Origin of the sequence: Halosimplex salinum (assembly GCF_003730195.1) — an archaeon.
Lineage (GTDB): Archaea > Halobacteriota > Halobacteria > Halobacteriales > Haloarculaceae > Halosimplex > Halosimplex salinum.
Genome location: NZ_QWGG01000005.1, coordinates 215,021 through 229,405, shown reverse-complemented (window position 1 = coordinate 229,405; position 14,385 = coordinate 215,021). Strand labels below are relative to the sequence as shown.

At 67.1% G+C, this 14,385-nt stretch carries 13 protein-coding genes and 1 tRNA gene; 9 read left to right on the top strand and 5 right to left on the bottom strand.

Annotation, left to right across the window (positions count from 1 at the left end):
• Nucleotides 1-368 precede the first annotated feature (368 nt).
• Nucleotides 369-1,532: a DUF7344 domain-containing protein gene (locus D1409_RS15125; RefSeq protein WP_123537826.1), complete on the top strand. Its 1,164-nt coding sequence runs from the start codon at nt 369-371 to the stop codon at nt 1,530-1,532.
• A gap of 397 nt (nt 1,533-1,929) precedes the next feature.
• Here D1409_RS15125 and D1409_RS15120 read toward each other — a convergent pair.
• Nucleotides 1,930-2,003: transfer RNA gene (locus D1409_RS15120), tRNA-Tyr, on the bottom strand.
• Between the two features lie 162 nt (nt 2,004-2,165).
• On the opposite strand from D1409_RS15120, the gene D1409_RS15115 reads away from it, so the two are divergent.
• The 3 genes from D1409_RS15115 (at nt 2,166) to ftsZ (ending at nt 4,450) form a co-directional block, all read left to right on the top strand.
• Nucleotides 2,166-2,759 (top strand): double zinc ribbon domain-containing protein, encoded by a 594-nt coding sequence (locus D1409_RS15115; protein ID WP_123537825.1) that lies wholly within the window; start codon nt 2,166-2,168, stop codon nt 2,757-2,759.
• Between the two features lie 251 nt (nt 2,760-3,010).
• Nucleotides 3,011-3,199, top strand: a complete 189-nt coding sequence (locus D1409_RS15110; protein ID WP_006881776.1) for a ribbon-helix-helix domain-containing protein — start codon at nt 3,011-3,013, stop codon at nt 3,197-3,199.
• Nucleotides 3,200-3,202: 3 nt separating this feature from the next.
• Nucleotides 3,203-4,450, top strand: coding sequence for a cell division protein FtsZ (gene ftsZ, locus D1409_RS15105; RefSeq protein WP_123537824.1), 1,248 nt, complete (start codon nt 3,203-3,205; stop codon nt 4,448-4,450).
• A 241-nt stretch (nt 4,451-4,691) separates the two neighbouring features.
• On the opposite strand, the gene ncsA is transcribed toward ftsZ, so the two are convergent.
• Both ncsA and D1409_RS15095 read right to left on the bottom strand, forming a co-directional pair.
• Nucleotides 4,692-5,711 carry a tRNA 2-thiolation protein NcsA gene (gene ncsA / locus D1409_RS15100; RefSeq protein WP_123537823.1) on the bottom strand — a complete coding sequence of 340 codons (1,020 nt, stop codon included), beginning with the start codon at nt 5,709-5,711 and terminating at the stop codon, nt 4,692-4,694.
• A 77-nt stretch (nt 5,712-5,788) separates the two neighbouring features.
• Nucleotides 5,789-7,414 (bottom strand): sensor histidine kinase, encoded by a 1,626-nt coding sequence (locus tag D1409_RS15095; protein ID WP_123537822.1) that lies wholly within the window; start codon nt 7,412-7,414, stop codon nt 5,789-5,791.
• Nucleotides 7,415-7,497: 83 nt separating this feature from the next.
• On the opposite strand from D1409_RS15095, the gene D1409_RS15090 reads away from it, so the two are divergent.
• Together D1409_RS15090 and D1409_RS15085 are read left to right on the top strand one after the other, a co-directional pair.
• On the top strand, nt 7,498-8,151 hold the full coding sequence (locus D1409_RS15090; RefSeq protein ID WP_123537821.1) for a DUF7095 family protein: 654 nt from the start codon (nt 7,498-7,500) through the stop codon (nt 8,149-8,151).
• 165 nt (nt 8,152-8,316) lie between these two features.
• Nucleotides 8,317-8,625: a HalOD1 output domain-containing protein gene (locus D1409_RS15085; protein ID WP_123537820.1), complete on the top strand. Its 309-nt coding sequence runs from the start codon at nt 8,317-8,319 to the stop codon at nt 8,623-8,625.
• Between the two features lie 360 nt (nt 8,626-8,985).
• On the opposite strand, the gene D1409_RS15080 is transcribed toward D1409_RS15085, so the two are convergent.
• Entirely contained in the window at nt 8,986-10,077 is a 1,092-nt protein-coding gene (locus tag D1409_RS15080; RefSeq protein WP_123537819.1) for an aminopeptidase, read from the bottom strand.
• Nucleotides 10,078-10,229: 152 nt separating this feature from the next.
• On the opposite strand from D1409_RS15080, the gene cysK reads away from it, so the two are divergent.
• Nucleotides 10,230-11,183 carry a cysteine synthase A gene (cysK, locus tag D1409_RS15075; RefSeq protein ID WP_123537818.1) on the top strand — a complete coding sequence of 318 codons (954 nt, stop codon included), beginning with the start codon at nt 10,230-10,232 and terminating at the stop codon, nt 11,181-11,183.
• A gap of 96 nt (nt 11,184-11,279) precedes the next feature.
• On the opposite strand, the gene D1409_RS15070 is transcribed toward cysK, so the two are convergent.
• Nucleotides 11,280-12,074, bottom strand: coding sequence for a class I SAM-dependent methyltransferase (locus D1409_RS15070; protein ID WP_123537817.1), 795 nt, complete (start codon nt 12,072-12,074; stop codon nt 11,280-11,282).
• 261 nt (nt 12,075-12,335) lie between these two features.
• On the opposite strand from D1409_RS15070, the gene D1409_RS15065 reads away from it, so the two are divergent.
• Complete coding sequence (locus tag D1409_RS15065; RefSeq protein WP_123537816.1) at nt 12,336-12,659, top strand: transcriptional regulator; 324 nt, start codon at nt 12,336-12,338, stop codon at nt 12,657-12,659.
• Nucleotides 12,660-12,900: 241 nt separating this feature from the next.
• Nucleotides 12,901-14,316, top strand: a complete 1,416-nt coding sequence (locus D1409_RS15060; RefSeq protein WP_123537815.1) for an FAD-dependent oxidoreductase — start codon at nt 12,901-12,903, stop codon at nt 14,314-14,316.
• Nucleotides 14,317-14,385 lie beyond the last annotated feature (69 nt).

Below are 14,385 nucleotides of genomic sequence, written 5' to 3'. Positions count from 1 at the left end.
GCGGCTCGACGCACGGTAGCACAGCCACGTCCCCTCGCGCAGCCGTCACAGTCACGAGATTCTACGCCGGGACCGCGAACGGTCCCGGCACCCGCCCTCGGTCCCCGACCGAGTTCGACCCCATCGAACCGAGCGGCCGACTCCCCAATCGATCTCTCGGACCGTCCCCCCACCCTCGTTTTCGCTCCCGGACCTGCTCCGTTCGAGTCTCCGTGCAGACGCTTCGACCAGCCGCGGGAGGACTGTGCGGACTCCTCGCCGAGACGGGCGCTCTCTCGTCTGCAGGACCCATTTCGATGGGACAGGTTCACCTCGACCCAAGATGCTTAGGCGCGAGGCACATCCTGCTCGGGCATCTCGAAGGGATAATGACGGATCCCCTATCGGGCGAGCGGAACTGGTCGACGGACGAGATACTGGCGTGCCTCGCCGATCACGAGCGACGCGTAGTCCTCTCCACCCTTCGAGAGCGGACGACACACGTCTCGATCGAGGAACTGGCGACCCACGTCGCGGCCGCGGTCGCCGACGAATCGCTCGTGGACGTCTCGCAGGAAGAGCGCGACAGCGTACACGTCGACCTGTATCACGCCCATCTCCCGAAACTCGCCGACGCCGGTCTTATCGAGTGGAACGCGGACGACGATGCCGTCACCACGACGGACCACCCCGCGATACGGGACGACCGAATTCGACGCCTGACCGAGGTCCGGGCCGACGACTGGGACGGCGTGCTGGAGGCTATCGGACACACCCGGCGACGGCTCGCTCTCTCCGTCGTCCGGTCCGCGGACAGTATCGGGAGGACCGCACTCGCCCGGCGCGTCGCGAACCGCGAGAACCAGCTCACACCCGGAGCGCGCAGCGACGTCGAGGAAGTCCTGAACTCGCTCCACCACGTCCACCTCCCGACGCTCGAGCGCGCCGGTCTCGTCGGCTACGACGGTGAGACGTCGCGATACACCGGACATCCCGACCTCGAATCGGAGTGGCTCGAAATCGAGCCCGAAGGGGCGTTCGAACAGGAGACGGACACGGCCGACGAGATGGAGAACGTGTGGTCGATAGAGGGCGCCGGAGACATCGTCGCGCGCGGCCAGTCGCTGTTCGAACAGGCCGACGACGAACTGTTCCTCATGATCTCCACGGACGGTCTGCTCCAGAGGGGATGTGTAACCCGACTGGAGGACGCTCTCGACAGAGGAGTCGACGTGTATCTCGGCTCCCAGTCCTCGGAGGTTCGTGACTTCGTCCGCGAGGAACTGCCCGAGGTGGTCATCTGGGAGCCCCAACTCGACTGGATGAACCTGCCGCCCCACCAGGAGAAAGTCGGCCGGCTCGTCCTGGCCGACCGGGAGGCCGTCCTGGTCGGCACGCTCGGCGAACAGACCGAAGACGGCTACGAGGAGATGGCGATCACCGGAGACGGTGACGACAACGCCTTCGTCGTGTTGCTTCGACAACTGCTCGGCGACCGACTCGACCATCTCGACACCCAGAGCGAGGACTTCCTGACCCAGCTCCCGCTGTAGTGCACTGGGCGATTCGGACTCGGTTCGAGTGAGCGCCGTCTCGAGCTCCGCGCGCCGGTCGGCCGTGGCGCGCTGGCTCACGCACACCCCTCCGTCTGGACTACAAAATTCGCAGGACGGCGCGGACCCGCGGTTTGCCTCCAGTTGAACTCACCAGATCGGGCCGATTTTCGCGCAACCGATTCCCGGTGTAGAAGGCTCAGATAGCACGCGAACGGCCGCGTAGCTATCTGTTGTGATTCAACGGGATTCCAAGTCCGCCCTCCCCGATTTGAACAGATGAGAGACGTTCCGGGCTGCGGCGCGCCGCGCCGTTCCGGGACTGCGACTCTCGTGTTCAAATCGCATCCGGTGTGGGTACACACGCGGCGCTCGCGAATGAGCGCCGCGAGAGGTATCCGCCCTCCCCGATTTGAACGGGGGGCAAGTCGATCTACAGTCGACTGCTCTACCAGTCTGAGCTAAGGGCGGGCGTACCTTCAGGTAGCCGCCGTGTCGGACTTAACCGTTTTGACTCGCACCGGGGACGGGTGTGCGAACCAGACGCACGCGATCGTCTGTCGGTCGACAGACGTGCGTCAGACGCTCGGGAAGATTGAAATACCCGGAAGACAACCTGTACGGACGAGTCGGATGAGCAAGATAACCTTCCGCGCGGACGACGACCTCATCGAGCAACTCGAGGGGTTCGACGCCTCGAAGAGCGAGATCATGCGGGAGGCCCTGCGGGAGTACCTCGGTGACGTGTCGGACACGCGCCCGGGCGCGCCGCCGGAACCGACCGTCGACCTGACCGACGACACCGGGTCTATCGACGACCTCATCGCCGAGCGCGTCGACGAGATCGTCGCCGACCGACTGGACGGAGCGTTTACACCGTCCCAGCCCCAGGATATCAACGTAAACATCGCTCTCGACGGCGAAAACGCCACTGCGGCTGACGCGTCGGCGACCGCGGCACACACCGCGACCGCTGACGCGTCTAACGCCGATCCAGGTCGTAAGACAGGCCCGAACGCGGCCGAAAACGCGGTCGAAGACACCGGTGGCTCGTGTTCCAAATGCGGCGAAAACGTCTCCGCTGGACACGTTTACTGCCCGAACTGCGGAGAGAAGGCGTCCCACCGCGTCTTCTGCGATTGCGGGGACGAACTCCGGTCGGACTGGGCGTTCTGCCCCAGCTGCGGACGGCGCACTCCCGCGGCGGACGTGCTCGACCAGCCGTGATTACGGTGCAAACGCAACGTAGAGCGCGTTAAACGCCGTAAACGAAGGAGTGTATGACGGTCGCCGTTACCTTTATAATGCCACACCCAGATGTAATGCTTGCGTAAGACGGTCGTCTTACACGGGCCGTGGCGCGGACGTGTGACCCGCGCTATCGTGCGATTACGTCGGATGGGAGGTCGAAGACGCCGTGTAAGACGAACGTGCGGGACAGTCCGCCGGTTCCGTCTTACCCAAGGGGAACATCAAACATGGAGCGTGTGACACTACGGATTCCGAAGCAGCAGATCGAAGAGGTCGAGCGAATGGTCGAAACGGGGGAGTACCCCAACCGGAGCGAAGCGATCCGGGCGGCCGTCCGCGAGAAACTAAATGAGCAGGACGGGAGCAAGGAGCGCCCGTCGGAGAAACGGAAGCGCCGGAGCTTCCAGAGGGCCTGATCGATGCAGGATATCGTCAAGGAAGCCCTCGAACGCGACGAGCAGGAACAGCAGCAGCTGGAGGAGACCGACGGCGACGGGTTCGGCGACCCGCGCATCGTCATCGTCGGCTGTGGTGGTGCCGGGAACAACACCGTCAACCGCCTGTACAACATCGGTGTCGACGGCGCGGACACCGTCGCCATCAACACCGACAAGCAGCACCTCCAGATGATCGAGGCCGACACGAAGATCCTGGTCGGCAAGTCGCTGACCAACGGGCTCGGCGCCGGTGGCGACCCGGAGATGGGTAAGCGCGCCACCGAGATGGCCCAGGGCACTATCGAAGAAGTGCTGGGCGACGCCGACCTCGTGTTCGTCACGGCCGGCATGGGCGGCGGGACCGGCACCGGTGCCGCCCCCGTCGTCTCGAACATCGCCAAGGACCAGGGCGCCATCGTGGTCGGCATGGTCTCGACGCCGTTCAACGTCGAGCGCGCCCGCACGGTGAAAGCCGAGGAAGGCCTGGAGAACCTCCGCAGCGAGGCCGACTCCATCATCGTGCTGGACAACAACCGCCTGCTGGACTACGTCCCCAACCTGCCCATCGGCAAGGCGTTCTCCGTGATGGACCAGATCATCGCGGAGACCGTCAAGGGCATCTCGGAGACGATCACCCAACCCTCGCTCATCAACCTGGACTACGCCGACATGACCGCCATCATGAACCAGGGCGGCGTCGCGGTGATGCTCGTCGGCGAGACCCAGGACAAGAACAAGACCGAGGAAGTCGTCAAGGACGCGATGAACCACCCGCTGCTGGACGTGGACTACCGCGGTGCGACCGGCGGCCTCGTCCACATCACCGGCGGCCCCGACCTCGCGCTGAAAGAGGCCGAGGGCATCGCCCAGAACATCACCGAACGCCTCGACGCGAGCGCGAACGTCATCTGGGGCGCGCGCATCGAAGAGGAGTACAAGGGCAAGGTGCGGGTCATGGCCATCATGACCGGCGTCAAGTCCGCGCAGGTGCTGGGTCCGACGACCCAGAAACAGGCCGACAAGTCGCGACAGGCGCTCGACGGCGTGGACGACGCGTCCTTCGACGCCAGTCAGAACGTCGACAACTTCGACGACGTCGGCGGCTCCGGCGGCCGCGGCGGTGCGAGCGGCGGTCACGGCGGCGGCGGCGAACCCGACTACGGCCACACGGACGGCGGTCGGGACAGCGCCGAGAAGAACAACGGGCTGGACGTCATCCGGCCCGACTGAACGGTCGGTCGTCCGACGACTCCCGGGTCGACTATCACTGGAGACCCCTCCACTGTTTCCAGGGACCGCTCGACCCTTCTTTGCGTTCTCACCCGTCGAGTGACGACGCCGTTCGCGTCCGCTCGCGGTGTCTGACTGGTCACACTGTGTCCGACTCGTCTCACACCGTCCGATTCCGCTCGCGGTGTCGACACTGGCCAGCGGCGACGACCGACTGCAGCAAACGAAACGTGCGACCGGTTCAGACCGCTTCCAGCGCGTCCAGCAGGTCGCACTTCCGGCAGACCGCCCGACCCGTCGGCGCGCCGCACTCGTCGCACTCGCCGTACTCGTCCGGCTCCGCCGCACCGAACGCCGACGCCGCCAGCGCGGCCAGTTTCTCGTAGCCCGCCATCACCGAGTGACGCGTCCCCGGGTGCTTGTCCTCCATGCCGAGCAGCAACCCCTGAATCTCGCCGCGATACGCTTCCTCGGCGTGGGGGCACTCCGTGATGTGTGCCGGCAGGTCTTCGAGATGCGCGTACAGAGCGACTTCCTTCTCGGGCACGTCCCGCAGTGGCTTGGCGCGCGGGACGTGGTGGTCCTGGGGTCGTCGAGTCCGCTCGGTCGGGTCGACCGGTTCGTCGACCGGGTTCCCGTCGCGGTCTTCCGCCGGGAACGGCCCGAGCGAGGCGCCGTAGTGGCTCGCCATCTGCTGGACGTCGCCCTCGAAGAGGTTCATCAGCGCCGTCTGGGCCTCGTCGTCGAGGTTGTGCCCCGTGAAGAGCTTGTCCGCGCCCAGTTCCTCGGCGTAGCGTTCGAGGACGTCTCGGCGGAACACGCCGCAGTACGCGCAGGCGGCCATCCCCTCCGGGTCGTCCTCGACCACGTCGTCCATCTGCACGCCGAACTCCTCGGCGTAGGAGACGACCTCGTGGCGGATGTCGAGGTCCGTCGTGAGTTCCTCGCATGCCGCCAGCGATTCGTCGCGGTACCCCTCGATGCCCTCGTGGATCGAGAGGGCGACGAGTTCGACCCGCGGGTCCTCCTCGAACGTGTCGTGGAGCACCTGCGTGAGGACGACCGAGTCCTTCCCGCCCGAGAGGCCGACCACCCACGTCTCGGGGTCGTCGGGCGTGGCCGAGCGCGGGACCAGATTGTCCTCGCGAACCCGCCGGCGGACACGGGTCTCCACCGTCCGACGGAAGTGCTCGTCGCAGAGGTGGAGCCCCGAGTAGGCGGCGTGCATGACCGCCTCGTCGCCACACTTGTCGCAGTCCATCGCCCCGACGTATCGGACCGAGCGGTGTGAGCGTTTCGTTCCCGGGCGGCCGACGCGTCGTCACGGACCGACCGCGGTCACTCCTCGGTCGGCTCACAGGGGACGGTGACCGTCACCGTCGTCCCGTCGTCGACAGTGACGGACACGTCGCCGTCGGTCCAGCGGACCAGCCAGTTGACCAGCCACAGGCCGAGTCCGGCGCCGTGCTGGGTCGGCGTCTCGACGAACTGCTCGGTGAGGACGCGACGCTCGACGGCGGGCATCCCCGGTCCCTCGTCGGTGACGGTGAACGTCGCCGTCCCGTCGTCGACGCTGGCGGCGAGCCACACCGTCGGTTCGTCCGTCTCGCTGTGTGTGATCGCGTTACGCGCGAGTTCGTCGAGGACGACCAGCACGAGGTCGCCGTTGGGGACCGCCGCCGCTTCCTCGGCCCCGTCGACGCGGACGTCCGCGTCAGGGAACTCCTCGACGAGCGTCGCGACGACTCCCTCGACGATGTCGTCGACCGTGCGGGTCGCCGCCTCGTCGGTACGGGCGCCCAGCGACGTCTCGATGGCCCGCGCGTGGTCGGCGAGGTCGAGCAGGGAGTCGCCGCGCCGGCGGATCCGGTCGGCCTCGGTCGCGGTCGTCTCGTCGTCGGTGCGCTCGGCGATGCGGTCGGCGTTGCCGACGACGACCGTCATCGCGTTGCGCAGGTTGTGTCTGAGGACGCGGTTGAGGACGATCACCTCCGTCCGCCGCTGGGCGAGCGTCTCGCTCAGCTCGTTGAACTGCGTCTCGAGTTCCGTCCACTCGGTCGACCCGGAGAGCGTGACCGTCGACCCGTAGTCGCCGTCGACGAGCGCCCCGAACCCGCCGTGGAGCCGCTCGATATTGCCCAGGAACTCCCGGTAGAGCCACGCGCCGAACGCCGCGAGCGACAGGAGGACCAGCGCGAACGCTCCCACCTGCGCGAGCGTCACCGCCCACAGCCGCGACTCGAAGGCCGCCCGGGTCGTCGACGTCGAGACGGTCCACCCCGTCCCCTCGACCGTCTCGTTGGCGACGATCATCTCCGACCCGTCGCTCGCGGTCTGGCCCGCGCTGTAGACGGTCGACCCGTTGGCGACGATCCGGACCCCCTGCGTCGGCCCGGCGTTCGTCCGGACGATCGACGACAGGTCGCCCGCCTCGAGGTGGAACGCGGCGTTGAACGTCCCCACCACACCGCCGCCCTCGTAGAGGGGCGAACTCACCGTCACGATGAGGTTGCCCGTGTTCGCCCGGACGGGGTCGCTGACGTACGTCTCGCCGGCCATCGCTCGCTGGAAGTACTCCCGGTTCTCGAACTGCTCCCCGACGACCCGGTCCCGGTCCGCGGGCGACAGCCCCGCAGAGTGGAGCGCCACCATCGTCCCGTTGGCCGCGATGACCGACGCGCCGCTGAACTCCGTCGCCTGGACGAACGACCGGACTCGCGACCGCTGGAACTGCGACCCGTGGTCGGTCAGCGACGGTGACTTCGCCCACAGTTCGACCTGGCGCTCGCGCTCCCAGAGGACCGTATCGAGTTGCATCGCGATGGACTCGGAGGTGCGCGTGAGCTCGTCGCGCTCGTGGGTGACGACCGCGTCCCGGTAGAGGACGAACCCAACCAGCGACGTGGCGGAGAGTACCAGCCCCACCAGCACCAGCGCCACGGCGAACCGAGTCCGTAGTCGCATCGCCTAACGTTTTCCGACTGAGTCCTTAAATTTGCGTGCCTGTCGAGAAACCGTTTTGCCGCTCCGACGGCTACGTCGCGTCGATGACCGACCTCTCACGCGACGAGGCCGTCGCCCGCGTCGAAGATCTCGTCGCCACCGTCGAGGACGACCGCATGCCCGTCCCCGTCCGCGAGATCTGGGTCTTCGGCGACGTGGCCCTCGGCCTCGACCCCGTCGAACGGCTCGACGTCTACCTCACCAAGGACATCCTTATCGGCGACGAGAGCGACGACACCGACCCCGACGATCTGGCCCTCGGCGTCGAGGGCATCGGCGAGACCGTGCGCGCCGACTGGGCCGCCGAACACCCCGAACACGTCCGGACGAATTCGAACGGCTACGCCGCCCCCGAGAAGTGCCTCGGCGCGCACCTCGTCGACGACGACGAGCCGGTTCACCTCGAAGTGTGCAACGCGAGCTTCGACGACAACGTCACCCAGCGCCTCGAGGGCGCGCTCGCGCGCGAGACCTACGAGAACATCCTCGACCCGCGGGGGGCCTGCCTGTGGGTGGACGGCCAGCGCAGCGAAGACGCCTTCCAGAAACTCCGTGCCGGCGAGTTCGTCCTGCCGACCCTGTCGGGCGCCCTGGAGATGCTGGGCGCCGACCCCGACGTCGCCGAGGAGGCCGCCGACGCCGTTCGGGCCTACCGCGAGGCTCAGGACGGCGCGACCGTTCGCGGTGACGTGGTCTGATCGGGTCTCTCTCGGGTCCGAACGCGGTCTGTTCGGAGAAACTGCTCGTCAGTCCTCACCTCGCCGGTTCTCGTCCGCCTTCAAGTCGAGCTTGTTCGTTTTCGACGGGCATCAGGCACCCAATAACAACGGTGTAACACGATAATTGGAGAGTGGACAAGACGTATGAGTCAGGCAATTCGAGCGGTCGACGAATCAGGACAGGGGTTCGTGACGGCAGACATCTCGGACGAACAACGGACCAGTCGGGCCGTCGTCGAGACGGTCGCGACCATCGAAGGGATCGAATCCACCGAACTCACCGCGCAACTACACGACAGCGTCGATCCGGAGGCGCTCGACTCCCTGTATCACACCTCGAGTGAACGGAGCGGCCCCCTCCGCGTCACGTTCACCTTCGCCGGGTACGAGATCGTGGTCGTGGACGGGCAACGAGTCACCGTCCGTGAGCGCTCCGAGGACCGGTCCCCGTAACGCCTCTCCTCGCCGAAACCGGACGCGATCGGTCTTCGAGATCAGTCGAACTTCGAGTCGACGGAACGGGAACGCACGAAACGCCGATTTCGAGTCACCTCCCTCACGGTCGCTTCGCGCCGCGCACCCCCCGTTTGAAACATCGGAGGGTCTCACTCCGTCGAACCTCCCTACTTCTCGCGGATCACTTCACTCCCCGCTCGGGTTTACGAGGACTGAGCGGAGCGAAGCCCTCGCTACTCCTCACGGCTCGCTTCGCTCCCCGCTCGGATGTTCGAGGCCCCCCTTCGTCTGCTCACGGCGTCTTCGACGCCGTTCGCATGGTATGAGGGACCGAAGGTCCCTCACTAGTCGGCCTCGCTACTTCTCGAACGTGAACGTCCCGTCACGCTGGACGACTTCGCCGTCGACTTCGATGAACGAGTCCTCACTCATGTCGACGATCATGTCCATGTGCATCGCGGAGTCGTTGCCCTCCCGGTCGTCGCGGTCGTCGGGAACGTTCTCGTCGATGGTGCGGCCCAGCGCCATGTGGACGGTGTCGCCCATCTTCTCGTCGAACAGCATGTTGTAGGTGAACCGGTCGATGTCGCGGTTCATCCCGATGCCGAGTTCGCCCAGTCGCTTCGCGCCGGGGTCGGTGTCGAGGACGGCGGCGAGCACGTCCTCGTTCTTCGCCGCCTCGAACTCGACGACCTCGCCACCCTCGAAGACGAGTCGAACGTCCTCGATCTCTCGGCCCTGGGCCATCAGCGGCATGTCGAAGAGGACCTCGCCCTCGACGCTGTCGGGCACGGGCGCGGTGAACACCTCGCCGCCGGGGAGGTTCTTCTCGGCGTAGTCGTTGACGGGGACCATCCCCTCGACGGACATCGTCACGTCCGTGGTGTCGCCCGAGACGATCCGGACCTCCTCGGCGCCGTCGAGGATCTCGACCATGTTGTCCTGGAACTCTCGCTGGGCGTCCCAGTCTTTCGTGACGGCGTCGTAGACGAAGTCCTCGTACGCCTCGGTGCTCATCTCGGCGTCCTGTGCGTTGCCCGGCGCCGGGAACTGGGTGCCGACCCAGCGCTTGCCCATGATCTCGTCCTGGAAGGGCTTCATGATCTGCGCGTAGGCGGCGTTCTTCTCGGGCGGCACGTCGCCGGTCTCGTGCGTGTTCGACGACGCGCGGATCGAGATGGCCACGTCGATCGCCTCGGCGATCGCCATCATCGTGTCCGACGGACTGTCGTAGTCCTCGGGATCCATCGCTCGCATGAACGCCCGCCCGCCGCGACTGCTCCCGCCCATCGTGACGCTGTGGGCACCCCGCTCGCCGATACGCTCTCTCAGCGCGACGACCAGGTCGTCGGCCTCCGGCGACGCCGAGATCAGTACCTCGTCGCCGGCCTGCAGATCGATCGAGTGGTCGACGATGACGTCCGCGTGGTCCTCGACTCGTGGGTCCATACCTGACGGTCGTCCGCCCGCTCAATAACGATTTGCCGAACTGCCGTTCGGTACGGGATCTGATACGCTCGCCGGTCGAGCCGTCGGAGGGGGTCGTTCCCCCCGATGTTGAGGGCCGTTATCCAACCCACGCGAGACCCAACGCTCGGACGATGGATATCGCAGACGACATCGCCGCGGAGATCGGCGACACACCGCTCGTGTGGCTCGACTCGTTCGCCGAGAACCTCGCGGGCAAGGTCGAGTCGTTCAACCCCGCGAACTCGGTGAAAGACCGCATCGGCGCCGCGATGCTGGACCGGGCCGAACGCATGGGCCACCTCGACGACGACCCCGTGGTCGTCGAGGCCACCAGCGGCAACACCGGCATCGGTCTCGCGATGGCCTGCGCCGCCCGCGGCTACGACCTCGTGCTCACCATGCCCGAGTCCATGAGCGAGGAACGCCGCGCGCTCCTCTCCGCACTGGGTGCCGAACTCGTGCTCACGCCCGCCGAAGGCGGGATGAACGGCGCGATCGAGGCCGCCGACGCCATCGCCGAACAACGCGACGGTGTCGTCGCCAGCCAGTTCGAGAACATCGCGAACCCGGAGGCACACCGCAGTTCCACCGGTCCAGAGATCTGGGCGGACACCGACGGCGAGGTCGACGTCTTCGTCGCCGGCGTCGGGACTGGGGGGACGATCACCGGCGTCTCGGAGTACTTCGAAGAGGAGCAGGGCGCCGACGTGGAGAGCGTCGCCGTCGAACCCGCGGAGTCGCCCGTCCTCTCCGGCGGCGACGCCGGTTCTCACTCCATCCAGGGCATCGGCGCCGGGTTCATCCCCGAGATCCTCCGGACCGACCTCGTCGACGAGGTCCGCACCGTCGAACACGAGCGGGCCGTCCAGACCACTCGCAAACTCGCCCGCGAAGAGGGCATCCTGACCGGCGTCTCGGCGGGCGCCGCCCTCGCCGCCGCCGACGAGGTCGCCCGCGAACGCCCCGACGACCTCGTCGTCGTCGTCCTCCCCGACACCGGCGAGCGCTACCTCTCGACGGATCTCTACGAGCCCGCGAACGTCAGCTACTGGGAGTCGAACGAACCCGCCCCCGCCGACGACTGAGAGCGAGGGGACCTTCTTTTCGGCGCGCGCTGTCCACTGCGGTCGGCGTCGTTCACTTCGAGCCGATAACGGCACCACAGAGCCCGACAGATGCGACTACAGGCGTCCCACGGTCACGAAGAATGGCACCGTCTCTTTGCGCACGTACGACCCGGCGCCCATCTGCGAGACCACGTCGCGACCCATCGAGCGCCACGCCGAGCGGAGTTCGTCGTACTCGCCCTCGGAGGTCTCCCCCGAGAGGATGGTCTCGCGGTCGTCGGCCAGCCCCTCGCCGGTCACTTTCCGCCGGGCGGCCTCGACCGCGGCCTCGGAGTAGGGCGGCGAGACGACCCGCTCGTGGTCGTACCGGTGGGTCGACACCACCTCCAGCCCCGCGTCTTCGAACACGTCGCGCGCACCCGACCCCAGCGCCACGTCCGTCGCCACACCGTCCAGAAAGCGCTCGCGCGCCCGCCGAGCGAGCGGGGGCTCCGCGTCGACGGTCGAATCGACCGTCACGGCGCCGTTGTCGGGCTCGACCGCGGCGACGAGGTCCGAAGACACGCGGGCGAACTCCCGGACGGCGCCGACGGGGTCGGGCAGGTTGATCAGCAGCGCCTGGCAGACCACGAGGTCGAAGGCGTCGGCGGAGAAGGGGAGGCGGGTCGCGTCGGCCCGCACCACCGGCGCGAACTCGCCGGCGACCGAGAGCAGTTCGGGGTCGACGTCGGCGCCGACGACCTCCCCGCCGGACTCCTCGGCGAGGACGCGCGTCAACTCGCCGGTGCCACACCCGACGTCGAGGATACGCTCGCGACTGTCGAGGTCGAGGTCCGCGAGCGCCGCGCGGGAGTCGCCCCACATGCCCTCGCGCGTGGTCTCCAGGTAGTCGGCGCTGAACTGTCGCACTGGAACGTGGGTGGGCGGGCCGGCGGCAAATGTCCGTCGGTCTGTGAGAATCCGTCGCGTTCGGAGACCCGGTCCCGCCCGCGACGAGCGAGCGACATCGACGGCGCCCAGCGGTCGTGCGGATCGAGCGAACACGACTCGTCCCGAGGTGACTCCGAGTGAACGCTGTGACTCCGTACGAACGTTGTAACTCAGTTACTCAAACGTCTCGCTGGCGTAAAATAGTCGAGAAGTTATCCGTGAACACACTGACGTAGAAGTATGAGCAACACGCTGAAATCAATCTCGTTCGACGACATGATGGACGCGGTGGCCGACGTTCAGCGGCGGGAGTTACTCGTCGCGTTGCTGGACCACGACCCGCAGCGCGACGTGCCGGTGACGGTCGACAGGGACGCCAGGGACGCCGTCAAGACGCTCTTCATGATGAAACAGGTTCACCTGCCGAAACTCGTCGAATACGACTTCGTCGACTGGGAACCGACGGACTACGAAGTCAAGAAGGGGACGAGGTTCGACGAGATCAAGCCGCTGCTCGAACTGCTGGACGACTACGAAGACGAACTTCCGGCCGACTGCCTGTAGTTCGACGACAGTTCTCCCCGTGTCCTGTGTTTCGCAGCTACCGAGCGACGCGAATCGGTTCACCGAGCGCGAACGCAGTGAGCGCTCGGCCTTCCTCGCGGGCGAGGCGAACGAGGGGGCGCCAGAGATTGCTCTGGCGGCGTTGTCACCCGTGTTTTTGCCGGGCGGGGTCGCTCCTCGATCCGTCCGGGGAAAAGATGGTAGCCAAGCATATGTGCAGCGGGCAAGTAGCGGGGACAACATGCCAGCGGAGGAACCGGAGTTCGACACCGGGGTGGCGCTGTACGAGCGGATTCGGGAGTCGCTGGGCTGGTACCCGACCGCCGACGTCGACGTACTCGTCGTCGGCGGCGGGATTCAGGGACTCGCCCTCCTGAACGAACTGACCGACCGCGGGTACGCCGCGGCGCTCCTCTCGAACTCGCCGCTGGGCGCCGGGCAGTCGTTCGACTGGCCGGGCACGCTCTCGAAGGGCTATCTCGACCCCGACCCGACCGTCCGGGAGTCCATCGAAGACGAATGGCTCCCATTCGCCGAGGACGAGCGCGTCCCCGTAGAGGGCGGCGAGTGGTACGTCTGCTCGACGGACCACCCCTACCAGTACCTCCCGGACCAGTGGGACGAGCACGGCTACGAGTACGACGAACGCGGAATCGACGGCCTGCCCGAGGTGTACCGCGACGGCAGCATCTTCGCCAAGGGCAGCGGCGAGCACGTCACCGCCATCGACGAGTACACCATCGACCGCGAGGCGCTCGTCCGGGCGCTCGCCGACGGCCACGAGGAGCGGATCGTCGTCGGCGACGTGACGGACGCCACGTTTACCGAGGCCAGCGCCACCGATTCCGCCCCGGCGCTCGACGGCCTCACCGTCGAGACCCACCAGGAGTTGACCGTCGAGTTCGACCCCGACTACGTCGTCGCCGCGACCGGTACGGGGACGCACGGATTCGTCGATTCCCTCGTAGGCAGTGGAGAGTTCGAGCGCGCGGGCGGCGACGCCGAGCGCGTCCGTGAGTCGCTCTCACCGGTGACCTACCGGAACCGGCTCGTGCTCGCGGTGCGCGGACCGGCGGCCGACCTCCCGGCGGTCAGCGCTTACCTCCCGCACAGGGGGATGTCCGTCGTCGCCCGTCGCCATCGCTATCGCGACGAGAACTACGTCACCTGGTACGTCACTAACGAGTCGTCGCTCGAGTCCGTCGACCCCGCCGACGCTACCGACGACGCGAAGGGGATTCTCGACCCGGAGAAGGTCGAAGTGGGGTACAACAAACTGTTCGACCTCGCCCCGTCGGTCAAGGACCGCGCCGCGAACGGCGCGGACCTGGAGTTCTACGCCTACGCCACGCTCGAACAGTGCGTCGACGACGAGGTGACCGCCCACCACGCCGCCCCGCTCGACGGCCTCGCCAACGTCGGCGTCGCCCTCCCCTCCGGCGCCGCCGGCGTCTGGGCCACGGTCGAAGAGACGCTCGGCTACGTCGGCGACGCGGTCGATCCGAGCGGTCCAGTCGAGGAGATTCCCACCGGCGGCGAACCCCCCTACGGCCGCCTCGCCGACGACCGCCCCGGCGCCCGCTGGCTCGACTGGAAGGCACTGGGCGTTCGCTACCCTCGCGTCCAGAATCGGCCCGACGCGGTGGAGCGGAACTGAGCCGGTCGACACCGCCCGCGGACGCCGCGTTCCTCGCGTCCCGCTCAAAGCCGGATTGTACCTTTCGAC

Bases quoted from the DNA above. Each gene is read 5' to 3' on its own strand.
- ftsZ (WP_123537824.1), top strand. From the start codon at position 3,203: ATGCAGGATATCGTCAAGGAAGCCCTCGAACGCGACGAGCAGGAACAG.
- D1409_RS15125 (WP_123537826.1), top strand. From the start codon at position 369: ATGACGGATCCCCTATCGGGCGAGCGGAACTGGTCGACGGACGAGATA.
- cysK (WP_123537818.1), top strand. From the start codon at position 10,230: ATGGATATCGCAGACGACATCGCCGCGGAGATCGGCGACACACCGCTC.
- D1409_RS15060 (WP_123537815.1), top strand. From the start codon at position 12,901: ATGCCAGCGGAGGAACCGGAGTTCGACACCGGGGTGGCGCTGTACGAG.
- D1409_RS15095 (WP_123537822.1), bottom strand. From the start codon at position 7,414: ATGCGACTACGGACTCGGTTCGCCGTGGCGCTGGTGCTGGTGGGGCTG.
- D1409_RS15090 (WP_123537821.1), top strand. From the start codon at position 7,498: ATGACCGACCTCTCACGCGACGAGGCCGTCGCCCGCGTCGAAGATCTC.
- D1409_RS15115 (WP_123537825.1), top strand. From the start codon at position 2,166: ATGAGCAAGATAACCTTCCGCGCGGACGACGACCTCATCGAGCAACTC.
- D1409_RS15085 (WP_123537820.1), top strand. From the start codon at position 8,317: ATGAGTCAGGCAATTCGAGCGGTCGACGAATCAGGACAGGGGTTCGTG.
- D1409_RS15080 (WP_123537819.1), bottom strand. From the start codon at position 10,077: ATGGACCCACGAGTCGAGGACCACGCGGACGTCATCGTCGACCACTCG.
- ncsA (WP_123537823.1), bottom strand. From the start codon at position 5,711: ATGGACTGCGACAAGTGTGGCGACGAGGCGGTCATGCACGCCGCCTAC.
- D1409_RS15110 (WP_006881776.1), top strand. From the start codon at position 3,011: ATGGAGCGTGTGACACTACGGATTCCGAAGCAGCAGATCGAAGAGGTC.
- D1409_RS15065 (WP_123537816.1), top strand. From the start codon at position 12,336: ATGAGCAACACGCTGAAATCAATCTCGTTCGACGACATGATGGACGCG.